General features: G+C 41.4%; 28 protein-coding genes and 1 pseudogene. 17 read left to right on the top strand and 12 right to left on the bottom strand.

All coding sequences use genetic code 11. The annotated features are described in order from the left end of the window. Window positions 1–48 precede the first annotated feature (48 nt). The 4 genes from NWP17_RS13270 to NWP17_RS13255 form a co-directional block, all read right to left on the bottom strand. Window positions 49–963 carry a cytochrome c oxidase subunit II gene (locus NWP17_RS13270; protein WP_280655368.1) on the bottom strand — a complete coding sequence of 305 codons (915 nt, stop codon included), beginning with the start codon at window positions 961–963 and terminating at the stop codon, window positions 49–51. A 56-nt stretch (window positions 964–1,019) separates the two neighbouring features. Beyond that, the gene (locus tag NWP17_RS13265; RefSeq protein ID WP_280655367.1) at window positions 1,020–1,625 is read right to left on the bottom strand and encodes a DUF2231 domain-containing protein; all 606 of its coding nucleotides are present in this window, start codon (window positions 1,623–1,625) and stop codon (window positions 1,020–1,022) included. Then, window positions 1,622–2,122 carry a DUF2231 domain-containing protein gene (locus NWP17_RS13260; protein WP_280655366.1) on the bottom strand — a complete coding sequence of 167 codons (501 nt, stop codon included), beginning with the start codon at window positions 2,120–2,122 and terminating at the stop codon, window positions 1,622–1,624. Before NWP17_RS13260 ends, NWP17_RS13265 begins: the two co-directional genes overlap by 4 nt. A 593-nt stretch (window positions 2,123–2,715) precedes the next feature. Continuing rightward, window positions 2,716–2,898, bottom strand: a complete 183-nt coding sequence (locus tag NWP17_RS13255) for an RNA-binding S4 domain-containing protein (protein ID WP_280655365.1) — start codon at window positions 2,896–2,898, stop codon at window positions 2,716–2,718. Between the two features lie 99 nt (window positions 2,899–2,997). Between NWP17_RS13255 and NWP17_RS13250 the strand changes: the two genes are divergently transcribed. The 7 genes from NWP17_RS13250 (at window position 2,998) to NWP17_RS13220 (ending at window position 10,063) form a co-directional block, all read left to right on the top strand. After that, the gene (locus NWP17_RS13250) at window positions 2,998–3,780 is read left to right on the top strand and encodes an ABC transporter permease (RefSeq protein ID WP_280655364.1); all 783 of its coding nucleotides are present in this window, start codon (window positions 2,998–3,000) and stop codon (window positions 3,778–3,780) included. Window positions 3,781–3,972: 192 nt separating this feature from the next. Next, window positions 3,973–5,967, top strand: coding sequence for a caspase, EACC1-associated type (locus NWP17_RS13245; protein WP_280655363.1), 1,995 nt, complete (start codon window positions 3,973–3,975; stop codon window positions 5,965–5,967). A gap of 63 nt (window positions 5,968–6,030) precedes the next feature. Beyond that, complete coding sequence (locus NWP17_RS13240) at window positions 6,031–6,837, top strand: Bpu10I family restriction endonuclease (RefSeq protein WP_280655362.1); 807 nt, start codon at window positions 6,031–6,033, stop codon at window positions 6,835–6,837. Between the two features lie 257 nt (window positions 6,838–7,094). Next, window positions 7,095–7,814, top strand: coding sequence for a pyridoxine 5'-phosphate synthase (locus tag NWP17_RS13235; protein ID WP_280655361.1), 720 nt, complete (start codon window positions 7,095–7,097; stop codon window positions 7,812–7,814). Between the two features lie 85 nt (window positions 7,815–7,899). After that, a complete protein-coding gene (locus tag NWP17_RS13230; RefSeq protein ID WP_280655360.1) occupies window positions 7,900–8,670 on the top strand; it encodes an ester cyclase in 771 nt (256 codons plus the stop codon). Between the two features lie 313 nt (window positions 8,671–8,983). Further along, window positions 8,984–9,313: an MgPME-cyclase complex family protein gene (locus tag NWP17_RS13225; RefSeq protein ID WP_280655359.1), complete on the top strand. Its 330-nt coding sequence runs from the start codon at window positions 8,984–8,986 to the stop codon at window positions 9,311–9,313. Between the two features lie 93 nt (window positions 9,314–9,406). Then, window positions 9,407–10,063: a hypothetical protein gene (locus NWP17_RS13220; RefSeq protein WP_280655358.1), complete on the top strand. Its 657-nt coding sequence runs from the start codon at window positions 9,407–9,409 to the stop codon at window positions 10,061–10,063. A gap of 1 nt (window position 10,064) precedes the next feature. Here the strand turns inward: NWP17_RS13220 and NWP17_RS13215 are convergent, their stop codons facing one another. The 3 genes from NWP17_RS13215 to folD all read right to left on the bottom strand — a co-directional run bounded on the left by NWP17_RS13215 (window position 10,065) and on the right by folD (window position 12,531). Beyond that, window positions 10,065–10,520 (bottom strand): divergent PAP2 family protein, encoded by a 456-nt coding sequence (locus NWP17_RS13215; RefSeq protein ID WP_280655357.1) that lies wholly within the window; start codon window positions 10,518–10,520, stop codon window positions 10,065–10,067. An 89-nt stretch (window positions 10,521–10,609) separates the two neighbouring features. Beyond that, window positions 10,610–11,539, bottom strand: coding sequence for a geranylgeranyl diphosphate synthase CrtE (gene crtE, locus NWP17_RS13210; protein WP_280655356.1), 930 nt, complete (start codon window positions 11,537–11,539; stop codon window positions 10,610–10,612). A 113-nt stretch (window positions 11,540–11,652) separates the two neighbouring features. Further along, the gene (gene folD, locus NWP17_RS13205) at window positions 11,653–12,531 is read right to left on the bottom strand and encodes a bifunctional methylenetetrahydrofolate dehydrogenase/methenyltetrahydrofolate cyclohydrolase FolD (protein WP_280655355.1); all 879 of its coding nucleotides are present in this window, start codon (window positions 12,529–12,531) and stop codon (window positions 11,653–11,655) included. Between the two features lie 162 nt (window positions 12,532–12,693). Between folD and NWP17_RS13200 the strand changes: the two genes are divergently transcribed. Further along, the gene (locus tag NWP17_RS13200) at window positions 12,694–13,095 is read left to right on the top strand and encodes a hypothetical protein (RefSeq protein WP_280655354.1); all 402 of its coding nucleotides are present in this window, start codon (window positions 12,694–12,696) and stop codon (window positions 13,093–13,095) included. A gap of 32 nt (window positions 13,096–13,127) precedes the next feature. Here the strand turns inward: NWP17_RS13200 and cydB are convergent, their stop codons facing one another. Together cydB and NWP17_RS13190 are read right to left on the bottom strand one after the other, a co-directional pair. Further along, entirely contained in the window at window positions 13,128–14,141 is a 1,014-nt protein-coding gene (cydB, locus tag NWP17_RS13195) for a cytochrome d ubiquinol oxidase subunit II (protein WP_280655353.1), read from the bottom strand. A gap of 70 nt (window positions 14,142–14,211) precedes the next feature. Continuing rightward, a complete protein-coding gene (locus NWP17_RS13190) occupies window positions 14,212–15,657 on the bottom strand; it encodes a cytochrome ubiquinol oxidase subunit I (RefSeq protein WP_280655352.1) in 1,446 nt (481 codons plus the stop codon). A gap of 261 nt (window positions 15,658–15,918) precedes the next feature. Between NWP17_RS13190 and NWP17_RS13185 the strand changes: the two genes are divergently transcribed. Then, window positions 15,919–16,143, top strand: a complete 225-nt coding sequence (locus NWP17_RS13185; RefSeq protein WP_280655452.1) for a hypothetical protein — start codon at window positions 15,919–15,921, stop codon at window positions 16,141–16,143. 124 nt (window positions 16,144–16,267) lie between these two features. On the opposite strand, the gene NWP17_RS13180 is transcribed toward NWP17_RS13185, so the two are convergent. Next, window positions 16,268–17,053 (bottom strand): RNA polymerase sigma factor SigF, encoded by a 786-nt coding sequence (locus tag NWP17_RS13180; protein WP_280655351.1) that lies wholly within the window; start codon window positions 17,051–17,053, stop codon window positions 16,268–16,270. A 385-nt stretch (window positions 17,054–17,438) separates the two neighbouring features. On the opposite strand from NWP17_RS13180, the gene prfB reads away from it, so the two are divergent. The 6 genes from prfB (at window position 17,439) to NWP17_RS13150 (ending at window position 21,597) form a co-directional block, all read left to right on the top strand. Continuing rightward, window positions 17,439–18,561 (top strand): peptide chain release factor 2 gene (prfB, locus tag NWP17_RS13175; protein WP_280655350.1). Its coding sequence is split into 2 segments (ribosomal slippage): window positions 17,439–17,510 and window positions 17,512–18,561, totalling 1,122 coding nucleotides; the frame shifts between segments, so codons are not numbered across the junction. 167 nt (window positions 18,562–18,728) lie between these two features. Continuing rightward, complete coding sequence (locus NWP17_RS13170; RefSeq protein WP_280655349.1) at window positions 18,729–18,881, top strand: DUF3285 domain-containing protein; 153 nt, start codon at window positions 18,729–18,731, stop codon at window positions 18,879–18,881. A 131-nt stretch (window positions 18,882–19,012) separates the two neighbouring features. Continuing rightward, window positions 19,013–19,540, top strand: coding sequence for an rRNA maturation RNase YbeY (gene ybeY / locus NWP17_RS13165; RefSeq protein ID WP_280655348.1), 528 nt, complete (start codon window positions 19,013–19,015; stop codon window positions 19,538–19,540). Between the two features lie 128 nt (window positions 19,541–19,668). Continuing rightward, window positions 19,669–20,124 carry a diacylglycerol kinase family protein gene (locus NWP17_RS13160; protein ID WP_280655347.1) on the top strand — a complete coding sequence of 152 codons (456 nt, stop codon included), beginning with the start codon at window positions 19,669–19,671 and terminating at the stop codon, window positions 20,122–20,124. Window positions 20,125–20,224: 100 nt separating this feature from the next. After that, the gene (locus NWP17_RS13155) at window positions 20,225–20,815 is read left to right on the top strand and encodes an anthranilate synthase component II (RefSeq protein WP_280655346.1); all 591 of its coding nucleotides are present in this window, start codon (window positions 20,225–20,227) and stop codon (window positions 20,813–20,815) included. Between the two features lie 11 nt (window positions 20,816–20,826). Then, on the top strand, window positions 20,827–21,597 hold the full coding sequence (locus tag NWP17_RS13150) for an MBL fold metallo-hydrolase (protein ID WP_280655345.1): 771 nt from the start codon (window positions 20,827–20,829) through the stop codon (window positions 21,595–21,597). 67 nt (window positions 21,598–21,664) lie between these two features. On the opposite strand, the gene NWP17_RS13145 is transcribed toward NWP17_RS13150, so the two are convergent. Continuing rightward, window positions 21,665–22,903 (bottom strand): FG-GAP repeat domain-containing protein, encoded by a 1,239-nt coding sequence (locus NWP17_RS13145; protein ID WP_280655344.1) that lies wholly within the window; start codon window positions 22,901–22,903, stop codon window positions 21,665–21,667. Between the two features lie 216 nt (window positions 22,904–23,119). Between NWP17_RS13145 and NWP17_RS13140 the strand changes: the two genes are divergently transcribed. Then, the gene (locus NWP17_RS13140) at window positions 23,120–24,430 is read left to right on the top strand and encodes an aminopeptidase P N-terminal domain-containing protein (RefSeq protein WP_280655343.1); all 1,311 of its coding nucleotides are present in this window, start codon (window positions 23,120–23,122) and stop codon (window positions 24,428–24,430) included. A gap of 311 nt (window positions 24,431–24,741) precedes the next feature. Here the strand turns inward: NWP17_RS13140 and NWP17_RS17620 are convergent, their stop codons facing one another. Then, window positions 24,742–24,849, bottom strand: coding sequence for a helix-turn-helix domain-containing protein (locus NWP17_RS17620; RefSeq protein ID WP_425332664.1), 108 nt, complete (start codon window positions 24,847–24,849; stop codon window positions 24,742–24,744). Between the two features lie 101 nt (window positions 24,850–24,950). Here NWP17_RS17620 and NWP17_RS13135 point away from each other — a divergent pair. After that, window positions 24,951–25,121: pseudogene (locus tag NWP17_RS13135) on the top strand (transposase); the annotation flags it as partial. Window positions 25,122–25,127: the final 6 nt, after the last annotated feature.

Raw genomic sequence — 25,127 nt, 5'->3', positions numbered from 1 at the left:
TAAATTTCCTTTTCGTCATTACTCTTTGGTCATTGGTGATGAAGAAAATCACCCTGGATAATTAACTAATGGAGATGCCGCAGGTACTACGGTAGTCCAACCAGTTTTTACAGACTGACTGGAAGCCTGGGCATACTCTGAAGCTGCTTGATTTTTTGCTAGAGTTGGTTTTTGGGTTGCAGCTTGGGATAGCCATTGATGGTAGTCTTCGGGTGATTCAACTACTACATTGGCCTGCATGGTGGCAAAGTATGTACCGCTATATTGGGAATCAGTTAACCGATACTGCCCAGCACGGACGGGGGTAAACTCAAAGTCGATGGTGTGGTTGGGTACAATATCCTGCTTCAGACGGAATGCAGGAATATAAAAGCCATGCAGCACGTCTTCTGATTGTAGTGCTAATCGTACCCGGCGATCGCTTGGTAAATGCAGTTCAGTACTAGTAACATTTTTCTCAGGGTAGTGGAACACCCAAGCCCATTGTTTAGCCACAACATCAATTTTTTCCACAGGTTCAACCTTGGGAGCTTTTGTTGCTGCATAGGCTGATTCCATCCCCACAGGATTATGTAAATGTACAAGTCCCGTAGGTCCTTGGATTCCCATTTCTTGGTATACTTGGTAGCTATAACCAGCAATCCACAGCACCAACATAATGGGGATAGCTGTCCACACCACCTCTAAGGTGACATTACCCTCAATGTGGGGACCATCGCTCAAATCACCCTTTACCGCCCGATGAAACAAGATAGAATACATCAGAGTACTGGTAACGCCCAAGAAAATGAACGCCCCCAGGGTAACCAAAAAGCTAATTAAATCATCAATTAGCTGAGATTCTGCTGCTGCTTGCGGGGGAAGCCACCTATAAGCCTGCTGTCCTATCCAAAGACTGCTCACAGTGACAATGGCAGCAACCACAAACACAGTGAAAATATTGAAAATCTTCCGCATTTCCATAATTGTTAGTCATTAATTGTCAGTCATCAGTCATTAGTCACAATGACCAACATTGGTTACTTGAGCATGGTATTCAGGTCTGCACCCATTCTCAGCAAATTATCCGCAGTGTTATGTATGCCAAACTCAGCAGCCATTTGCGCCCCTAATGTGCCGTGGAAATACATGATCAACATCACCGCTATTCCTGTAGCTAAATAACTCCACTGCACTTCTCTACCAGGGTCCTGACTCCAAATAAAACGCTGCCATCCTCTCCAAATAGTCATGGCAAAAATTAGCCCCAGCAAGAATACACCGCCAACACCATGCCAAAGCATAGTTTCCATTGCCTGCATTCCCCAGGCACTTTTGACATCAGCCGGTGGTGTTGCCAGCAGCATTTCATAAAAACCCGCGCCCACGGTGAAAATAGTCACCACAGTAGAGCCTACCATATTGTACCAGCCCACATCAAAAAAGTTGGCAGGTTCTACAGGAATGGCTAAAAACTTAAACACCAATTTTTCCCAGGGGAACAGCATACCCACAATATCAAAGGTAATGCCAATAATGAACAAACCCAAGGTTAGATGAACTAAGTTAGGATGAATGGGAATTGAGTAGGGTAGTCCATTTGCCCCCAACTGTGTGCTTAATTGATCAATCAGTTCAGAATTCATGGCAAGATACCCTCCTTGACTGCTTCAACAACTGGCACTGTGTGCAGTCCATATACCCAAACCAGTTGATCTCCTAGATATACTTGCACGCCGACAATAACACTTAAAAACAACCCAGCCAGCATATAGTGAACAGGTAATTTATAAGGGTTGCGACTACGAATTACATAACGCCAAGCCGTAATTGCAGCAATAATGCCAGATAAAGACCAACCCATCAGTGTATGTACATTTAACACTGATTTAGCTAAATCGTAAGGTTGTGCTAGACCTGCTTCAAATTGCCCAAAAATAATGGCGACGAAAATGGCAATAGTCGCCACACACATATTCCACCAACTCACCTCAAATAAATGAGTTCTCGCAGTAAAATAGCCCAGTACATCGCAGAAGAATGCAAATAAAACCATCGCAATTACGAAGTGGACAACGATGGGGTGCATTGTATCTGGATACGGCAAATTATGGTCATTTAAAGATGTCAGATACTTAAGCATTGTGTTCTCCTAGACATATCCATTGCACCTCAGTTGTTAATACTAATAGTTTTTACCTCACCGGCTTTTATTGATATCCCCACAGTAAAAACCGGTCAATGTGAAGATTTTGCACTGCTACCTCTCCACTTTTGATCATCAATGATTCGGTTCAATTCATTTGTTCATGTCGATAATCTACAACAGCAATTTTTAAGTTATCTAACCAAGTTGCTATCTTTTGTTGGATTTGTATAACCTATTCTCTAGCTTAAAGATTTTTTTACGAATTGTCAAAAAATTAAATAAATTATAAAAAATGTTTATATAATGCTAATAAACATTTTAGTTATGTAACCCATCTGTCTATTTTTTATATATTGCATTTCTTAAATAGGTGAGATACAAATGTAAATTATCGTCTTGTAACACAAGCATCCTGCTTGTTAATGATGTACCTCACTAAGCGCGAAAACCGCTATATTGCATATATAAAAATAATTAGCTGTACAATGACTAACATTGAGTGATTTTAAATTTGTTAATTTTGCACTTTATCTGGTCATGCTAAAGTTTTTCATGTAACGATTCAACCAGGAAAACTAGACCCCAAATTATATCTGCACTTCAAAAGTTTTCCCTTCCACTGTCACTTTATCCCCTAGGAATAATTTTCGTCCCCGGCGCGTTTCCACTATGCCGTTGACTTTTACACCACCATCAATAATAATTAACTTGGCTTGCCCGCCGGTGGGGGCTACACCCATTAGTTTTAAGAACTGGTCTAGTTTAATCATAATTTTTGCTTCTATCCATTCAATATTTCATGCTTTGCCCAAGATGGCTAGTGACTAGCTATACTCAGAATAATTATATATTAGTGGTAAGGGTGTAAGATGAGAAGATATTGGCAATTAGTAAGAATATTTTGGAGTACAGCGATCGCGGCTGAGATGGAGTATCGCCTTAATTTTCTCATAGCAGCCCTGAGCAGTTTAGGTAATCTCGCCGGCAGCTTGTTTGGATTGTTTTTATTTTATCGCACCGGTTACACCTTTAGCGGTTGGTCATGGTCAGCCGCCTTACTGGTTTTAGGAATTTTTACTTTACTCCAAGGTTTTGCAGCCACCTTTCTAGCTCCTAATTTAAATCGCATAGTCCGCTATGTGCAAGAAGGTACATTAGATTTTATCCTACTCAAACCTATTTCCAGTCAGTTTTGGCTTTCTACCCACACTTTATCACCTTGGGGACTACCAGATTTAGTTTTTGGCGGTGTCATCATAGGCTATGCAGGTAACCGCTTGGGTTTGGGAATCAATAACTACATAATCAGTGCCGTGCCGTTGTTATTCAGCTTAGTAATTCTGTATAGTTTATGGTTTATACTGGGAGCCACTACTATTTGGTTTGTAAAAATATACAATGCCACTGAAGTTCTACGGGGTTTATTGGAAGCTGGCAGATACCCCATGGTAGCTTATCCCAGTGCTTACCGTTTTTTCTTTACTTTTGTAGTACCAGTTGCATTTTTAACAACAATACCAGCGGAAGCTATGCTGGGTCGCGGTCAAGTTAGCTGGTTGATAGGCGCTGGTGTGTTAGCTGTGGTGCTTTTTTTGTTTTCCAGTGGATTTTGGCGGTTTGCTCTGCGCTTTTATACTAGTGCTTCGAGTTAAGCGCATGGCTCTTTCTATGGGTTTTTACTGGATTTTTGGGAAAATGTTGCCTAATTGGGGTGATTATGCTGTAATAAAATTACGCTCATAAAATATACTTTTGGTCATGTACAGTAAATTACTCATAACCATTGGAAGGGAGCGTAATACAGCAATCCCTCAGAAGGTAAATTACATAGGAAAAATCGTCATATGGTGAAAGTTGCATTGCTAATTGGGGTCAGTGAATATGAGCATGGATTAACACCCCTACCTGCAGCAGTCAGAGATGTGGATACCATAGAGGAGGTTTTACAAAACCGAGCAATTGGCAATTTTGATCAAGTCACAAAACTGGTCAATCCTCCAGGACAAACAATGGCAGAAGCCATAGAAAATTTATTTAATAATCGTGAAAAAGATGACCTAATATTGCTATATTTTTCTGGACATGGCATCAAAGACGAAAGAGGGAAACTTTATTTTGCTACTTCTAACACCCGCAAAAATGACCAAGGCGCACTAGTTAAAGCCACATCAGTACCAGCTAGCTTTGTGCATGAAGTCATAAGTAATAGCCGCTCTAAACGCGAAGTAGTGATTTTGGACTGTTGCTTTAGTGGCGCGTTTGCTGAGGGGATGTCAGCAAAAGGGGATGATTTTGTAGATGTCAAAAATCAACTAGGTGGAGAAGGAAGGGCGATACTAACGTCCTCGACCTCAACCCAATATTCCTTTCAAGATACAGGAGGAAATACCTCAACTTATACCGCCTACATAGTGGAAGGGTTGGAGACCGGTGCTGCTGATAAAGATGAAAATGGTTGGATAACTGTTGATGAATTGCATGAATATGCTGCTCGAAAAGTGCAAGAAGTAACTCCAGCCATGAAACCAGAAATATATGCTGTTAAAGAGGGTTATAAAATTAAGCTTGCTGCAGCACCAAATCAAGACCCTGATTTAAAGTATCGTCGAGAAGTTGAGTATTGGGCAGAGGCTGGTAACGGTGAAATCTCCGATATGGGTCGTCAGACATTAAGAGAGGAAAAAAATAATCTACAAATCACAGATGAGAGAGCTAATGAAATTGAGACTCAAGTCTTAGCACCTATCAAAACTTATAAGGAAAAGTTGCACCGATATGAGCTAATGCTAATTGAAAAAATGCAAACTGAATTTCCTCTTAGTGATAAATCAATCGCTAACTTAAAACGCTTTCAACAAGCATTAGGATTGAAAGATGAAGCAGCTGCTCAGATTTATAATCAAAATTCGCAGAAATACATTGTCAAAGAAACTAAGATACTTCTTCCCAAAAGCGATATTTTTAAGTATATATTATTGGTAATTATTGGAGCAGTTATTGGCTATATGATACGCCATATGAACACAAATACTGTTATAAGTGTTACTCCTCCAAAACCAAACCCACTGGATCAGGTAGATGACAGTTTGCCAAACCCGGCAGTTTTAACCATTGATGGTACTGTAACTATAATCACTTTAATTAAAGAGCTTCGGGATAGATACAATATTGTCAATCCCAATGTACGCACAACTTACGGATTACCTGATGGTAAACCTAATGGTTCTAATGCTGGACTGGGAAACTTGTTGTCTGAAAAAGTATTAATGGCAGCTAGTTCACGTGGCCTCAATGTTGTGGAAGTACCCATAGCTCTTGATGCTGTAGCTGTGACTGTGGGTATCAACAATCCATATAAGGGAGGATTAACTAAGGAACAACTGCGCTCTATTTTCTTAGGAAAAATGACTAATTGGTCACAAGTGGGGGGACCGAATTTACCCATAAAAGTTATTAACCGTTCTCCTGACAGTGGCACTCATTCCTTTTTTAAAGAGGTGGTACTTGATGGTCAATCTTTCCCCCCTGATGGTCCTAACTTTAATACGGTTACAAGAGATGAAACTATACCAATCTTACGTGCTTTAGGTAATAACGGCATTGGCTACAGTTCAGTTACCCAAATTGAAAATCAAAGCAGCTTGCGCGTTGTTCCCATTGATGGCATATCGCCTATTGATAGAAATAATATCAAAAATGGTACTTATCCACTTAGTCGACCTGTTTATTTAGTTGTTCCACGTAAAACCAGCCAAGCAGTCAAAAAATTTGTAGAATTTGCTTTATCTCCTAAAGGACAAGCAGCAGTAGAAAGGGAGGGTTTTATTCCTATTGAATAGGAAATTGATTGATTAGTTTGTTGGTATATAGCATTGCTTAAACACATCCATTCACTTTTGGTAATGTGGAAGTGTATTAGCGGTAGCTTACCGGTAGAACAAGGACATCCGGATACTGTTCAAAAATTGGTTGAAGCAACAAATCAATATAAACGGTTCATTGAACTTGATTTAATCTTCGACAGTCCTGATAATTTTCTTTATCGACAAAAAGGACAACTTAAACTTGACAACACTATACTTGAGGAATTTCTTCCTCAAGTAATTTATAGAAGTTTAAAAAAAATAGATAATTCATTTGAACTTAGACCTAAAAGTACTTTTGCAGGGTTAACCTTTTTATCTTCATTGGGTAACACAGGAATGGCTGGAGAGCCTACATTAAGAACAAAAAACCAAGATTTTGTTTTAGGTAAAAAGCTTTACTTAAAAACTTCCTTTGATAGTAATTTTACAAATTATAAGCTGATAGAGTCTCATATTGGATATGTGTGTGCTGAATGTAAAACGAACTTAGATAAAACAATGTTCCAAGAGGCTGTGTCCACGAGTAGGGATCTAAAATTAGCTGTTCCTAGCTCACTTTACTTTTTAGTGTGTGAATTTCTAGACATGACTCCTGTTTCTATTACTGCTACTCAAATTGATGATGTCTTAATTGTTAGAAAATCTAAACGCATAGCTGCAAATATTCGGCAAGAATATAAAACTCCACAATCAAGAATGCAGTATCGCCAAGAGTATGCTGAATTTATTGAAAAATCAAAGTATTATTCTGATGTTTTCCAAAGAATGATTGATAAAATTCAGACTTTGCTAGACAACACATCCCCACAAGTCGATCAAGTGCTCAATCGAGGACATTTCTGAAATTGATTATAGTGAACTTTCCCCAAGTGAGGTACGTCATCAGCAAGCAGGACTTGTGCTGAACGCTCAACACTGAGCGTAGTCGAAGTATAGTCGAGGGATGCTCGCGCTACAAGACGATCATTTATAATCATCTGTTGTAGTTGTAAAAGCATATCTACAAGTAATGTGGCTGTAGGTATTATTTTAATCGCCCCAAATGGCATCTAATTCCGGTAAAATCAGGATTTAGGGAATATCAAGAGGGAGATACAAGGGTGCCTACACTTGGCGTTAACATTGACCACATCGCCACCATCCGCCAAGCGCGACGGACAGTGGAACCAGACCCAGTAGCGGCGGCGGTACTAGCAGAATTGGCCGGTGCAGATGGTATTACCGTGCATCTACGGGAAGATCGGCGGCATATCCAAGACCGAGACGTGCTATTATTACGGCAGACAGTGCGATCGCATCTCAACTTAGAAATGGCCGCCACTGATGAAATGGTACAAATCGCCCTGGATATTAAACCTGATTACGTGACCTTAGTTCCCGAGAAGCGGGAAGAAGTCACCACAGAAGGCGGATTAGATATTGTCGGGCAAATTGCTAGAATAGGTGAGATAGTCGATAAATTGCAAAGCGTTGATATTCCAGTTAGTTTATTTATAGATGCACAACCAGCACAAATAGAAGCATCTGTCAAGGTCAAGGCGCAATTTATTGAATTGCACACGGGGCAATACGCCGGGGCTAAAGACGAAAAAAAACGCAGGCAAGAATTAGCCATGTTAGCCCAGGGATGTGACCAGGCCATTAAAGCTGGTTTGCGGGTCAACGCCGGTCATGGACTAACATACTGGAATGTTTATCCCGTGGCTGCACTTCCGGGAATGGAAGAACTGAACATTGGTCATACCATTATCAGTCGAGCAGCATTAGTAGGGATGGAAAGAGCAGTCCGGGAAATGAAACAAGCCATACAGGGGCTATAGCCATTAGCAAGACTTTCACAGTAGAGGGGTTGTAACTGCAAAATCCAGAAATTGGGAATTACAGCAATTTTCAGCAAAAAGTTCTATGACCTCAACACAGTCTAACAGTTTACCTCTTTGGGTACAGCACAGGGATAAAGTACTAGAACAGAGTACTGATATCCAATGGCGCTATGGCAAGTTTCCCGACTATAGCCGTTCTAACCAGAACCTTGCCAAGGAAAGCACACATAATCATCCCCAAGGTTCCCTAGAGGCTATAGTTCAAAACTTAGTCAGAACCTTTGATGTGGAAGCCAACTTCAAAACCAACCCCCAGCAGTGGATATCAGTTGTCAACGACAAATTCCGCATGACTACCAATGGGGGAATTAGCTACACAATATCAGATGTAGTTGAGTCAGGAACTTACAAACTCCTAATCGGCAATACCCAACATTACCAAGCATCTGAAGAAAACTTTGAAACATCTACAAATCTGTTTCATACAGCATTTCCTGACGGATTTCTCTGGGAAGTCCTAGAGGTGTTCTCAGCGCCTCCCACCATAGCATTTAAGTGGCGACATTGGGGACATTTTAGAGGGGCATACAAAAACTATGCACCCACAGGAGAAACAATAGAAGTTATCGGTATGACCATTGCCCGTGTTACTGATGACTTGAAAATCCTCTCCTTAGAACACTATTATGACAATACCAAGTTCTTTGAAAAGCTGACAGCAAGCGGAAAACAAGAAACTGGTAAGCAAGAGCCAAAGCACCCCAATTTTTGGAGTTTTTGGCAAAACTTGTGGCGTTGGCACAAAAAACCAACAACAGGCCAAGCAAAAACTAGTGCTTGTCCTTTTAGCTAACACAAAAAGAAGCCTCTCACCTACCCCATAGGGGAATTGTGACAGTTGAAGCCAAATCTCATAAATCACACTAAATACTCCAAAAAACGGTTATTGCGTAGATTTTATGGAGTTTGAGGATTGATTGCCACAAAACCCTTACGGGGCAAGGGTTATAAACCATAATGCCCATATTTTCCATGAAATGCCTACACAATAAGGCTTTCAATAATTTTGAAATGGGTTTTCCATAAAAAGTACCGAAGAACCCAAAAAACTTTTGGGTATCATGGGGACTGTAGGAGTATTTCACATAATCAGCAAAAGTAGAAAAATGCAAATATATTATTACGTTTTGGCCAGTCAAAAGTTCTTGATACAAGAAGAACCAATGGCAGAAGTGCTAAAAGAACGCACTCGTTACTACCATGAACAAGAAAAAGAAATTGATTTTTGGTTGGTGAAGCAGCCAGCATTTTTAGAATCACCTGAAATGGCAGAGGTAAAAGCCAAGTGTCCTCAACCCGCAGCTGCTATTATTTCCACCAATGCCCAATTTATCACCTGGCTAAAACTGCGATTAGAGTATGTAATTACAGGAGAATTTCAAGCTCCCTCTGAAACAATTTCCGATCCCTTGGCATCTCTAAGTTCAGTATCTTAAATAAGGAAAATAATTTTAGGGCAGGTTTTTGATATGCCCTAAAATGAAAAAACCAACCAGGTATTTTACAAATTTTGGGAAAAAATCTAGTTTATGCACCCCAGTTTTGTGCTGAAATTTAATAGTTTACTGAGTGCATTAGCACTTGCAGCAGCAGGCTTAATAGGTAGCATCAGTTCTGTTAGCGCCCAACAAAACCTTCCTATTTGTCAGCCGCCCCTTCCGGGGGAATATCTTTTGCTGGTAGTTAGTCCCACAGCAAGCAGTCAGAACCAGCTACGTAATGCCCTACCAAGTCAAATTACAGCTACAACTTGCCAATATCTGAGGGATACAGTGACGCGGATAGGCGGGTTTAAGAGCATGGAAGATGCTAATCGTTGGGCAAGATATATTAATAATATTGTTGGGTTGTCTGCCATTATTGCCACACAACCAAATGTAGCAAATATTACAAAAATACCAACTCAACCGGAGACCATCAGCTTTAACCCCCAAGTATTAGGCAATGGTTATGCTGTATTGGTGGATTATTTTAACAAACCGGAACTAGCCAGCAGTATACAAAAAGTCACAGGGGGTAAAATAGGTTTTGCTTCCTACGGGCAACGCCCTTACTTACTCGCAGCTTTCACTACCAATCAACAAGAAGCATATCGCACTATGCAAAAGCTCAACGAAGGCGGTTTTTTTGCTGTGATAGTAGATGGCAGGAAAGTAATGTTACTGCGATCATCTGTACGTTTATAAACTAGTAAGCAGACCGAGCTAACCAATAAATGGTGATGCCCAAAGCTGACCCAACTATCACCTGCACCGGTGTATGCCCCAATAACTCCTTGAGACGATCTTGACTAAAGTCTGGTTTTTCATGGAATAGTTCATCAATCATCTGATTGAGAATCCGCGCTTGCTTACCCGCAGCTTGGCGGACCCCCGCAGCATCATACATAACTATAATGGCAAAAACCGCAGCCATGGCAAACTCAGGTGATGACCAACCAAGACTTTGCCCTACGCCGGCGGCCAGGGCAGTAACGAAAGCTGAATGGGCGCTGGGCATACCTCCCGTTGTGACTAAAACACGTACATTCAGTTGACGATGTTTGACAAGCTCAACCACAAGCTTTAATGCTTGGGCAATCAAACAAGCTACCAGAGCAACCAGCAGCACGCGGTTATCTAAAATATGGCCTATGTCCTGCATGGTGTTTTGGTTTGGTTAGTAACTTGAGCAGTGATTATTGTTTCAGGAAACATTTCCATGCCATCCAAAATCATCAATCCTGAATTGACCTAGTGATTGCGACTGGTGATAAAGTGAGCCAGCGCCTGGAGTGGCTGTGCCAGTTTTCCGAATGTTTCCAATTCCTCACAGGCAGACTCCACTAATTGTTGAGCTTTGGAACGTGACTGTTCCAGTCCCCAAAGGCTGGGATAAGTAACTTTTTTAGCTATTAAGTCTTTACCAGCAGTCTTACCTAATTGCTCTTGTGTAGCCGTTATATCTAGAATATCATCTATAATTTGGAATGCTAGACCGATGTTTTGAGAATAGCGAGACAGTCTGTGAATATCATCAGAAGAAGCACCGGCGATAATTCCCCCACAGACAACACTAGCTTCTAAAAGGGCAGCAGTTTTGTGATTGTGAATAAAATTCAGGGTTTCTAAAGAAATATCAGACTTACCCTCTGAATCTAAATCAACCACTTGACCGCCCACCAAGCCAGCAGCGCCCAAGGCTTTACCCAGACGGGCGATTACTTGCACAACTCGCTCTCTAGATACATTTTCTGGCGTTTGAGTCGCTATAAACTCAAAGGCATAAGCCAACAAGCTATCACCAGCTAAAACCGCGATGTTTTCCCCATATACCTTATGATTTGTTAACCGACCACGACGATAATCATCATTGTCCATTGCTGGCAAGTCGTCGTGAATTAAGGACATTGTATGCACCATTTCCAAGGCGCAGGCTGTGGGCATAGCCATTTCAATGGTTCCACCCATCATTTCACAGGTAGCAACACAAAGAATGGGGCGCAGACGCTTACCACCCGCTAATAAGGAGTAGCGCATGGATTCATAAATTTTTTCTGGATACATCACAGGAATAGCTTGATCCAGAGCAGTTTCACAAAGCTTTTGCCGCTCTTTGAGATAGGCGGACAGGTTAAAAGTGGTTTTTTCATTCATCTTCTGGCGGTTATCAGCTGCTACCATTCTTAAATTCCCTTAATTTTAGGCTGTTGGCTATTGGTGCCATCCGTCATAATTTTAAGATGCTCTGTTCCTCAAAAAGTCATGGATGAGCAGTGAAAAGTGGAAAATTCGCTCTATGTCTTTACCTTTTGCAAATAACTGGTGACTGTATTTTGCAACAACATAGCAACGGTCATAGGACCAACACCACCAGGAACTGGGGTGATGTATTCCGCCACACTAAGAGTTGATTGCCAATCAACATCCCCCACTAAGCGACTTTGACCAGTGGCATCTGTGACACGATTTATCCCCACATCTACCACAATGGAGCCGGGTTTGATCATTTCCGCAGTAATTAATCCTGGACGACCTACAGCAGCAATAATCATATCAGCATTTTTGGTGATGCTACCAAGGTCTAGCGATCGCGAGTGAGCAATAGTCACGGTTGCATCAGCTTCTAATAGCATCAAGGCTAGGGGTTTACCTACTAAAATACTGCGTCCCACCACCACAACTTGTTTGCCCTGCAAAGAAATTTCATATTCCTGCAATAGCCGCATTACACCAGCAGGCGTACAACTGCGTAAACCCAGTTCTCCTCGCACTAACCGCCCCAAGTTAACCGGGTGCAGTCCATCAGCGTCTTTGTCTGGGTCAATTTTATTCAGCAAGGCTACAGCATCCAAGTGACTAGGTAGAGGTAATTGTACAAGAATGCCGTCTATCCGTTCATCTTGGTTGAGTGCTGCTATTACTTCTTCCATTTCCCCTTGGCTAGTTGCTGTAGGAAAATGCTGTCCAAAAGAAGCAATTCCCACCTTAGTACAGGCTCGTTCTTTGTTGCGGACATAAGCCGCTGATGCTGGGTTATCCCCCACCATTAATACAGCTAAACCAGGCGATCGCCCCATTTTTGCTTGTGTTTCTCTAATAATCTCCGAAAGTTCTTGATGAATTTTCTCAGCTAGGGCTTTACCATCGAGAAGTTTGGCGGTTTTTGTTGTCATTATCATCCCCAGTCCAATTTTTCATTTTTCGTAGCAGAGTTAACATTTATTCATACTGACCACTCAGGGTTGACAGCTTGATGTGGTAGCGTCCTTTTCTCTGCCAAAATACCAATAATATCAATATAATACGTAAGAATTTGAGTAAATCATATCGACTTCATGCAACCAACCACAAAATTTCACCTTGGCACTATGATTCCTTACCATCTGGGAATCGCTTTGTTATCTGTAACGAGTCTTTGTAGTTGCAGTCATTGGACAACACCAAGCCTGAAAACCGGGAGGTTGAGCATTGGTAGTAATGTCACCCTGATTCGAGATATTAAGTTTGAAAAAGACTCCACCACTACAGTTTACATCCAAGGTACAGTAGAAAGGCAAGTACCCTTAGTTAAGCAATGGGCATATCAAATTAATGACTCCACAGGTAAAATTTGGGTGATTACTAATCAACCCAATCTCCAACAAGGGGAACAAGTAGTAATTAAGGGCAGAGTGCGCTATCAAAGTATTCCCATAGCCGACCAAGAGTTTGGAGAAACTTACATAGAAGAACATTAATATTTTTGGAGCAACACTGAGTCTAGAAATTATCACTCCCCATACTGTCCGCCAGTCACCTTACCGCGAAAAACAATATATTGGTAAACGTTGTAAAACAACATCACCGGAATGAGAAAACCGATAAAAATAATCATAATTACCAACGAACTCGGATCAGCGGCAGCTTCGTAAATGGTGATTTGATTGGGAATAATATAAGGGAAAACAATTAATCCTAAACCCAAAAAAGTGAGGACAAATAACAGAATTGTCCATACAAACGGCCATCTTTCTTCTCCACGGTTGAGACTTCTCAGCAGTTGCCAAATTAACAGTACTCCCACCACAGGAATTACTGCAAAAATATAAACTAAAGGCTGTTGAAATAATCGCGCCCTGGCATTTTCATAAATTATTGGCGTGGTAACAGTAATGAAAATTGCCCCGATTAAAGTAGTCCATGCGGCAATTTTGGCAGTTTTAAAATGAGTCTGCTGTAATTCCCCTGTAGTTTTCCATATCAGATAAGTAGAACCAATCAACACATATCCTTGAATCAATGTTAAAGCCACCAACACAGAAGGAATACTCAGCCAGTCCCAGGTAGTACCAATAAAATGTCCGGCTTGATCAACCTTAATACCCTTCAACACCGCCCCTAAAGCGAATCCTTGACCTAGTGCTGCGGTAAAACTACCAGCACCAAAGGCGAAATTCCAGAAAAATTTGCGGTTAGATAAATCCCGAAATTCAAAGGCTACACCCCGAAAAATAAACCCAAATACCATCACCAGCAGGGGAATATATAAAGCGCTAAATATCGTACCATAAGCTAAGGGAAAAGCACCAAATAACCCCCCACCCATGAGTACTAACCATGTCTCATTGGCATCCCAAATGTTACTCAAACTAGTCATTAAAATTCCCCGGCGTTCCTCGTCGGAGGAGGTGAGAGACAATATCCCCACTCCTAAATCAAACCCGTCCAACATCACGTAGAGGAACAAGAAAAGAGCCAAAATTACAAACCATACCTGGGGAAGAAAATACTTGAGGGTTTCCATATAATTTCCCAACCTTTGCTTGATTTATGAAGCTGAGATACCCAATTGGGGTATCTTTTATTTACTTTGCTTACTGTTGTGCTTCTACCGGGCGTTCATCAGCAACAAACTCTCCAGGGGTGGTTTCCACCGCCGGTCTAGTAATTTCTACTCCTGGGATGGGTAGCTGGAGATTTGGCCCTTGACGAATAATCCGACTACCAAAGTATAAAGCGGCAGTAAATAACAGAGTGTAAACTATGACAAAGCCACTGAGTGAAACTAAAACATTACTAGCAGGGATGTGAGAAGCAGCATCTACAGTGAGGATTTGTCCGTACAGCGTCCAGGGTTGTCTACCTACACAGCGCACTATCCAGCCAGAATCTATTGCTATATATCCCAGGGGTGCAGCAAATACCCAAGCCCCCATTAACCAGCCTTGCTGAGTGATATTTTCCGCCGCCAGCTTACCCCGTAGCCATTGTATTGTACTTAACAACATTAAACCAGCTAAGAAAAAACCAATGGCGATCATGGTGCGGAAAGCATAATAAATTAAACCCACCATGTGGGGACGGTCCTCTGGTTTCCACTCTTTTAAACCGCGTACTGGTTGAGAAAGGTTTTTCTTAAATTCCAAAATGTACCCCAGAGCATTGGGGACACTGATTTCCCAGTCGTTTTTTTGGGCTTTTTCATTAGGTATGGCCAGCAAACTCCAATCAGCAGGTTGTCCAGCTGGGGAGGATTCCCATTGGGCCTCCATGGCTGCTAGTTTAGTGGGTTGATAGTGATAAACTTGCTCACCGCTTAAATGTCCAATATATATCTGTAGTGGAGCCACCGCGATCGCAGCTGCTAAAGCAATTTTCAATGACCGGGCAAAAAAAGCTTGGTGGCGTTGCTGCAAAATGTACCAAGCACTAATTCCACCAATGACAAACAGAGAAGTCTCTAGTGTGGCAAAAAACATATGCAGAACACTATTGACCATAAAAGGATTTAAAATTGCCTGGAAGTAATCACTGACAACAAATTTACCATTTACCATCTCCCCGCCTGCAGGGGTTTGCATCCAGGAATTAGCTGTCAAAATCCACAGAGTTGATAAGTTAGCGCCAACAGCCACCAAAATAGTGGAAAGATAGTGAATAGCCGGATTGACGCGCTCCCAGCCAAATAACATAATACCCAGGAATGCTGCTTCTAGCATAAATGCCCAAGAAGCCTCAAAACCGATCACGCTGCCAAAAAAGTTGCCCACAGCTTCAGAAAACGGTCCCCAATTTGTGCCGAATTGAAATTCCATGGGTATACCCGTTGCTACACCAATACCAAAGTTCAGCACATAAAACTTTGACCAAAAACGAGCATGAAGATAATAATCAGGATTACGAGTTTTGAGCCATAATCCCTCAACAATAACTAAATAAATCCCCATCCCGGTAGTTAGGACAGGCCACAGCATATGAAATAAGGCCGTGAGTGCAAATTGCATCCGTGATAAAACAACAGAATCGGATAAAAATTCCATGAATTTTCTCCCTTAGTTAGCCATACTTTTTAGGATAAAGGCTAATTCCCATAACCCAAACGTTTATAATTGATTTTTTGGCAATTTTGGCAAAATGTAGTAAAAACTTTATTTTTCTCTAATAAACAAAATGGTATTAAAGCTACGTCCTTCTAGCACGGCTTTTTTTTGGTTTCTATAGCTTGCCATTTTTGATATACCAACATAAAATAAAAATAGTCGGCTAGATAAAAATTAGTTGTTCTAAAGGAGTAGCAATTGATGATACACATGGAAAATCATGAATTGTTGAGGGAACTAACTGCTGAGGTTGCTGCTTACATTAACGGTGGCCAGGAAAGCGAAGAAGAAAAAGAGAAGTTTAACAAAGAGAACTATCTACAAGCCTTGGGCGCTGCTTATCTCAGTCCCCCTGGTATGGGTGAAATAACAGATGATGAAGCATTGCTAGCCCAATATATAGGCTGGAGTGAGGTAATAGACTAGTATTAAGAACTACCCCGGATAAATTTGGCATAACTAATCAAATATGTGTGGAATAAGTACCAACTGAGAAACTCGGTTGTTGGAGAAACCGGGTTTCTCCCCATCAAACATACTCTTATTTTCTTTAAGACCCTGTGGGCAATGCTTGTGGTTGTAAATAAGTGATCAAATCCCGTATGCCTTTTTGTAAATATCTTGTTACTGTCATAGGGCTGGTGCCGATATTTTTGGCAGCATCTTTGCGAGAAATTTCTTTTAAAAATACCATTTCTACTGCTATCCGCGGCTTTTCTTCTAACATATTGATTGCCCCTTGAAGTTGTTGTCGTTCTTCATCTTGTTGTTGAAGGAGAGTAGAACGAGGACAGGGAAGCGCCTCACCAAGGGTTATTTGGCAATCAGTGTAATTGACTACGGTAGCATCCAAGCTCAAAGGCATACGGTTTTGGGCTGCTAACTTAGTTTCTTGCCATTCTTGCAGTGAGACTTCCAGATGTTCGGCAATTTCTATATCTTTGGGGGTGCGACCCAGAGAAACCGATAATTGTTTACGGACTTTTTGTCCTTCGTTGTAGAGTTCTTGCCAACGACGGGGTATTTTTAATAAAGTGCTGCGATCGCGTAAAAAGTGCAGCATCTCACCTCGAATGTATGGCACTGCAAAGGAACTAAACGCATATCCGTGGCTGGGGTCGAAGCGTTCAATTGCCCTAATTAAACCAAAATAACCGATTTGTTCTAAATCTTCATAAGGTTCATGACATTGATGGCTGAATTTATGAGCTATCTTTCTGACTAAGCCAGTATGTAACTGTACCAGTTGATTACGTAGTTGAATAGAAGGATTTTGGTGGTACAAGTGTAATAACTCCACACCGTTAGTTCCCCTAGAGGAATGACTTTTTGCCATATAAAATTTCCTTTTCTATAACTCTTGTTTTTTCAAACAACGGAGTTGCGTATATTGCCTGCAAATCTCTCATCATTTTCCCTAGTCGAGGCTGAATAAACCATAGTCATTTTACTGAAATTACGAAAAGACTTACTTACGTATTAAGTACTTTTACGCATAAATTTCCGTGGTTACAGGTGAGCATTGATTTTATTTAAAGAACTAGCTATTTCTGCTTAGGTAATTTATGATAGTATTGATATTTATACGTAAGCCAGCCTAGTATTAAACTGACGTAAAAATATTATACGTGGTTTCATGGTAATCAGAATTTTTCTGTGGCAGGAGAAAGAATCAGAGTTGTATACTATATCTATGTAATTGACCTTGTTTAGCAAGCAGTATGGAAGTATTGGAAATCAAACGGGAAATTGAGATGTTGTCCGATCGTCTGGGTAAAGCCCAGGACTATCTTTGACATACCAGCACTGAGTGCGAAAATTCAAGATTTAGAACAAATAGCAGCACAGCCGGAATTTTGGAACGACCAAACCCAAGCACAAAACACTCTGCAAGAACTTAATGAACTCAAAGCCCAAGTGCAGCAACATGAGCAGTGGTGTTTTAGTCTGGAAGATACCAAAGCAGTGGTTGAGCTATTGGAGTTAGAAACCGACGCAGCACTGTTACAAGAGGCAGAGCATACAATTAATCAGCTTAATCGTCAACTAGACCAGTGGGAATTACAACAGTTACTTTCTGGACCATATGATGATCAAGGGGCGGTGTTAACAATTAATGCTGGTGCTGGTGGTACAGATGCCCAAGACTGGGCTTTCATGCTAATGCGGATGTACACCCGTTGGGCAGAACAACACGGATACAAAGTTAATTTAACTGAAGAATCAGAAGGTGATGAAGCTGGCATTAAATCAGCAACCCTGGAAATTACTGGTCGCTACGCCTATGGTTATTTGCGCTCAGAAACAGGCACACATCGCTTAGTACGCATTTCACCTTTTAATGCTAACGGCAAGCGACAAACCAGTTTTGCTGGGGTGGAAATTATGCCCCAGTTAGATCACACAGTACAACTAGACATTCCCGAAAAGGATTTAGAAGTTACTACATCCAGGGCTGGTGGTAAAGGTGGGCAGAATGTGAACAAAGTAGAAACAGCAGTGCGAATTGTTCACTTACCTACTGGTATTGCCGTACGTTGTACGGAGGAACGCTCTCAGTTACAAAACAAAGAAAAAGCCCTAGCCCGTCTGAAAGCTAAACTGTTAGTTATTGCCAGAGAACAACGGGCCCAAGAAATCGCCGAAATTAGAGGCGATATGGTGGAAGCTTCTTGGGGGAATCAAATTCGTAACTATGTGTTTCACCCTTACCAAATGGTTAAGGACTTACGTACAAACGTGGAAACAACTGCCATCAGTGATGTTATGGATGGCGACCTGGATTTGTTTATTCAAGCCTATCTACGACAGGAAAACCAGCTACTACAAGACACTCCTGTTTAAACAAATGTAAATGTTCGTCTTGGAAGGCGAGCAAGCTTTATATGTTGGTAAATCAAAAATGGCAAGCTATAGAAACCAAAAAAAAGCCCTCCTAGAAGCAGGAGCTTCTAACCCCATTCCGTTGGTCAACTGTTACAGTTATATATAACTCTTGTCATCAAATTTTTATGAGCAACTCACCAACGGAACCTAAACCTAGCTATGTAAAACTGGCCATGCGAAACATGGTGCGTAAGGGAGGTACTTCCATGAAACATTTTGCCCTGACAACTATCGGGCTTTTAGCTGTTTTCGTGGGTCTGGCTTACCTAACTCGCTAAGTAATGGGACCAAATGAATTACACAACTGATTTTTCTGTTACCTGTTCCCTCTCTCAAGGAGTGAATTTAATTTTGTCCAAATACCTAACAACACACCAAAATTGCAAGCTTTGAGGAGAGTTTATAGCTGGTGCAACTTGAACTAGATGTCCAGGATTTGTTTGATGAATCCTCTTCAACAGCAGCCATGGACTTTGGAGAGTACGATACTCGAATTACTGGGGAAACTTGGCAAGATTGGTTTGAGCGGTGGTTGGAAAGTCTACAGTCCTATCTGCCTCCAGCGGTAAGTTATGAAATAGCGCTGCGTTTGACAGATGACGCAGAAATTCAGGCTTTAAATGCTCAATATCGTCATCAAGACAAACCCACAGATGTTTTGTCTTTTGCAGCATTGGAGGTAGATTTTCCTCAAAGTCCGGAAATGCAAGCTGATCATCTGTATCTAGGTGATATTGTGATTTCCGTAAATACGGCTCAACGTCAAGCTCAACGGCAGGAGCATAGTTTGTCAACGGAGTTAGCTTGGTTGGCTACTCACGGGCTACTGCATCTGTTGGGTTGGGATCATCCAGATGAAGAACAGTTAAGGGCAATGCTACAACAGCAAGTACAATTACTGAAATTAATCAGTATTGACATGGACATAGAAACTTAAACTTGTTTATGTCAGTCAATGTTTAAAATACTTCTGTAGAAAATTGCCTCAAAATTGATTACGTGAATAAAAATGTTAACATTAGTGAAATTTTTTCGCAATTAATTTATTATTCTGTTTTTAGGCTTATGTCCCAACAAGTCTCTCCTCCACCCACACCAAACTCTCTAGCACCCTTGATCACTAGGGAACGGGAACTGTCCTGGAAAGTTGCCTCTAATTTATTTATTAGCTTTAAATATGCCTGGGCTGGAATCACCTACAGTTTTTATACTCAACGTAACTTTCGCATTCATTTAAGTTTCTGCGCCTTAGCCATTGGCTTAAGTATTTTCTTGCATCTGCAAGGAGTAGAAATTGCTGTTATTGCCATAACCTGTGGTTTAGTGTTGGCATTGGAGTTACTCAATACTGCTATTGAGTCCCTTGTAGACTTAACAGTCAAGCAGAGTTACCATGAGTTGGCAAAAATTGCTAAAGATTGCGCAGCCGGTGCTGTGCTGGTTTCTGCCTTTGTGGCTGTGGTGGTTGGGGCTACCCTCTTGCTGCCGCCTCTGGTAATTTTAATTATGTCCAATTTCTAGGTGGGCTGATGATCCAAGTCTGATAATATTTGATATGTGGTGTTCATATCAGCTTTGATTAGCAATAGGTAGGAGTAACAAAAACCAGGAGTCATGGGCTTTGATCATAGTCATTGATAATTATGATAGTTTTACATACAATTTGGTGCAGTATTTAGGAGAACTAGCAGCGGAGTTTCCTGTGGCATCAGATATTCAGGTTTTTCGTAACGACAAAATAACAGTAGAAGAAATTCGCGACTTAAATCCTGATCTGGTAGTCATTTCTCCCGGTCCTGGTCGTCCAGAAAATGCCGGCGTTTCCCAAGATGTGATTAAACAACTAGGCAAAAACCTACCAATTTTAGGTGTCTGTTTGGGGCATCAAAGTATTGGTCAAGTTTTTGGGGGTAAAATCGTTTCCGCTAGGGATTTGATGCACGGTAAAACTTCTCAGGTTTCCCACACTGGGGTAGGTGTTTTCCGGGGATTAGAAAATCCTATGGTGGCCACTAGATATCATAGTTTAGTCATTGATCGTGACACCTGCCCAGAAGTATTAGAAATCACTGCCTGGATTGAAGATGGTACTATTATGGGAGTGCGGCACAGGAACTATCCTCACATTGAGGGTGTCCAGTTTCACCCAGAAAGTGTGCTGACATCTTCAGGGAAGCAGTTATTACGAAACTTTCTAGAACAATACAGTTAAGAGAGTGATTAATGAAACGACGAGAATTGATCGGCTATGTTGGGGCGGGGTTAGTCACAGCAGTAGTTACTAATTTGGGTTCCCCTATAAAGGCTGAGGCGCAATCTAGCAATTTATCAGTTCAGTGGTTGGGTCATACTTGCTTTCTATTCACTAGTGGGGGGGTGAGGATTCTAGTTAATCCATTTCAGACCCTTGGCTGTACGGCTGGTTATCGTCCGCCAAAAGTGGCAGCAGATTTAGTCATGATTAGCAGTCAATTACTAGATGAAGGTGCAGTAGATGGACTCACAGGAAATCCTAAGCTAGTGTATGCACCAGGGGCTTACGAGTTTAAAGGTATTAAGTTACAAGGAATTGCCATAGATCACGATCGCAAAGGTGGTAAGCAGTTTGGCATGAATACGGCTTGGAGTTGGCAGCAAGGGGGAATTAACATTTTACATTTAGGAGGAGCAGCCGGACAGATTAACAGTGAGCAAAGAATTCTCATGGGTCGTCCCGATGTGGTGTTAATCCCAGTGGGGGGCAGTGATAAGGCCTATAATGCCCAAGAGGCTCAACAGTTAGCTAGGCTGTTAAATCCTAAATTGGTGATTCCCACCCATTACCGTACACAAGCTGCTGATGGTGCTATATGTGATATTTCGCCAGTGGATGAATTTTTAAATTTGATGTCCGGTGTAACAGTACGTCGTAGTAACAGTGATAGTATCACTATTACCTCTAAAAGTCTCCCGGACAATCAAGAAATTCAGCTTTTCAGTTACAAATTTTCATAAAAAAAACTTTGAACTTCAGTTCAAAGTCATTATTTTATCAACCAAGAAAATAGCCGCCAAGTGAGTTTTAGGCGGTCAACCACTCTGGGGTCAGCCTGTTTTCTTCGGCTACAAAAGACTCGGTTGCTGTTGTGCCATTCATAGACCAAATTCTATCTGTACTTGTTTGTGCATCACGCCAGTAGATGTCAGTTTTACCATCACCATTAAAGTCACCTAATGATGGCATTAAAAACAAATCATTGCTGGGTAGGAAAGCTTCAGTAGTTACTGTTGTGCCATTCATTAACCAAGCAGTGTTTTCACCAGTTACTTGATTACGCCAAAAGATATCAGTTTGACCGTCCCCATTGAAGTCACCAATAGAAGATGTCCACGATGAGTCTAGTGTTGCTAGACTACCTTCGGTGACGAAAATACCATTCATTGTCCAAATTTTGTTTTCACCTGTTTCGGCTTTGCGCCAGAGAATATCAGTTTTAAAGTCACCGTTGAAATCACCTAGGGTAAAGTCCCAAGACGGGTCTTGGGATTGTAGGCCAAATTCAGTTTTGCTGGTCCCGTCCATGAACCAGACTTTATTTTCCCCTGTTTCGGTGTTCCGCCAGAATACATCACTCTTGCCATTGCCATCAAAATCTACAATGGTGTGAGTCCATGATGTGTCTGTAGTTTCTACAACGGTAGCATCAATAACTGTGGTGCCATCCATTGTCCAAATAGCATTTTGACCTGTTGGAGCATTGTGCCAGAAAATATCGGTTTTGCGATCGCCATTGAAATCGCCAATACTAGCTTTCCAACTTGGGTCTACTGTTTCCAGTGCAATTGTATTGGCAACTCTCGTACCATCCATAAGTACAATACGATTCTCCCCAGTCAACTGATTCCGTAACAAGAAATCAGTTTTACCATCAGCATTAAAGTCGGCAATTTCGTAAGACATAGATGATAGGTCATATCGACCCAGGGAAGCTTCTTTAATAATGCTGGTTCCATCCATGAGGCGAACAATAATTTCACCTGTTTCAGAATTCACCCAAAGTTTATCTGTTTTACCGTCACCGTTGAAATCAGGAACTATGGCTGCGCTGGTTAGATAAGGATTCGGGTTGGGGTTTGCCCCGCCAATTAAATTGGGAATTGCTGGTATATTGTTTACTGGTGAGGAACTAGAACTGGTGGCTAAGGTAGGATTTAGTTCGGTGGAATAATCGGATAATAAAAACGCTGATTTTGCCAAAGATTGATCAAATGAACTCTTGATTCTCTGCTCAAACCCAGAGTAATTTTGCTGTGGAAACATAGGGGATTTTTTTATTATGAATGGATGCTATCCATTTTTTAACTTGTTTGTTGGGGGTGTTTCTGTAATTTAAAAACATTTTCTTGATTAATTATTTTTGTAAACGTCATCAAACTTGAATATTAGAATAAGAGATAACTTTCCTTGGTTCACATTGTTAAAAAGTGTATAATAATACTAAAATTACAATCCTGAAAAATCACAAATTGATTAACTATGCAGGCAGAATATCAGCAGCGTCGCCAACAGTTAATGGCAAAAATTGGTAATGGAACTGCTATTTTTCGCAGTGCGCCAATGGCAGTGATGCACAATGATGTAGAATACACTTATCGGCAAGATAGTGATTTTTTCTATCTAACTGGGTTTAATGAACCCCAAGCAGTAGCGGTGTTAGCGCCACACCATCCAGAACATCGGTTTGTGTTGTTTGTGCAACCGAAGGATCGAGAAAAGGAAGTTTGGACTGGTTATGTTTGTGGGGTGGACGCAGCCAAGGAAATCTATGGTGCAGATGAAGCCTACCCCATAGCCGAATTAGATGAAAAATTACCCCAGTATTTAGAAAAAGCCGATCGCATTTACTATCATTTAGGACGAGATGGCAATTTTAATGACACCATTCTCAAACATTACCAAAGTTTACTGCGGACTTACCCCAAGCGTGGTACGGGACCGGTGGCTATTGAAGACACGGGAACCATCCTCAGCAGTATGAGATTAGTTAAAAGTGAAGGGGAATTGCAGTTAATGCGCCAAGCCGCCGCCATAGCTGTGGAAGCACATCAACGGGCTAGAGAATTTACAGCACCGGGGCGTTATGAGTACCAAGTGCAGGCGGAAATAGAACATATCTTTAGGTTACGGGGAGGAATGGGCCCTGCTTATCCTTCTATTGTGGCTTCTGGAGTGAATGCCTGTGTATTGCATTACATCGAAAATAGTCGGCAAATGCAAGATGAGGAATTGTTGCTCATTGATGCCGGCTGTGCCTATGGTTATTATAACTCTGATATTACCAGAACTTTTCCAGTGGGCGGTAAGTTTACACCAGAGCAAAAGGTATTATATGAGATTGTTTTAGAAGCACAAAAACAAGCGATCGCCCAAGTTAAACCTGGTAATTCTTTTAAAGCAGTTCACCATACAGCCGTGCGTGTCATTACTGAAGGGTTAGTAGAACTTGGCATTTTGACTGGGGAAATTGACAAGTTAATTGAAGAAGAAAAATATAAACCCTATTATATGCACCGTACCAGCCATTGGTTAGGTTTAGATGTTCATGATGTGGGTGTTTACCAATATGGTGAAGACAAACCGCAAATTTTGCAAGCAGGTCAAGTGCTGACAGTGGAACCAGGGATTTATATTGTCCCGGATACCAAATTAGCAGAAGACCAACCAGAAACTCATCCCCGGTGGGTGGGTATTGGTATTCGCATTGAAGATGATGTTTTGGTGACACCCACAGGTCATGAAGTGTTAACTGCTGGGGTAGCCAAGGAAGTCGCCGAAGTGGAAAGTTGACATACTCACCGACCTTCAAGGTCGGTGATTCTTGACAGTTCACAGTAACTCGCTGTCGAAACAGTCTTACAGTCACTCCCTGTCCATTTTAAGTCGTGCCGATGCCCCATGCCGACCATTTTTATATTCTTAGCAGCATTCTCATCTCTGTCTGCAAGAGTATTGCAATTTCAACACAACACTGAGCGAACACACAAATCAATCTTGCTCCAACGATACCCACAGCCAGAGCCAATCTGGCTAGTAGGTTCCCATCTGTCAATTACTCGGAAATCCCTTTGAAGTTTCTCAGATTTAGCCTCACAAACTTTTTAGCTTGGGTTAACATCCTCTGAGACTTTGTTGTACCCAGGCGGCTTTTCAGATGGCTGGCAGAAATGTAGCGCATCATTCCAGACAACCCTTACACAACCATACAACCTAGCTAAACTCTGTTGCTGTTGGTCTGTCGGCTAAAATCTCTACTGATATCTAGCTTTCATGCTTTGTGCTAACATTAGTATGTTAAGATAGATTATACATTGTTAATGTTTTAAAAGGTATGTCTAGCCGTAGATACGGTCAAGGTGGATTTCCTAAACCCTATGGGGAGCAAGCTTTATGGAGTCCTAGTTACTTTCTGTATTCTGTTGGTGGTGCGCCACTTGAGGTGCTGAAGAAATATATCCAGAATCTAGAAAAGCCGTCCTAGAACGAC

Origin of the sequence: Chrysosporum bergii ANA360D, from assembly GCF_029891735.1 — a bacterium.
Lineage (GTDB): Bacteria > Cyanobacteriota > Cyanobacteriia > Cyanobacteriales > Nostocaceae > Umezakia > Umezakia bergii.
Note: the sequence above shows the minus strand (reverse complement) of the source record. Positions and strands in the feature narration are given on the sequence as shown.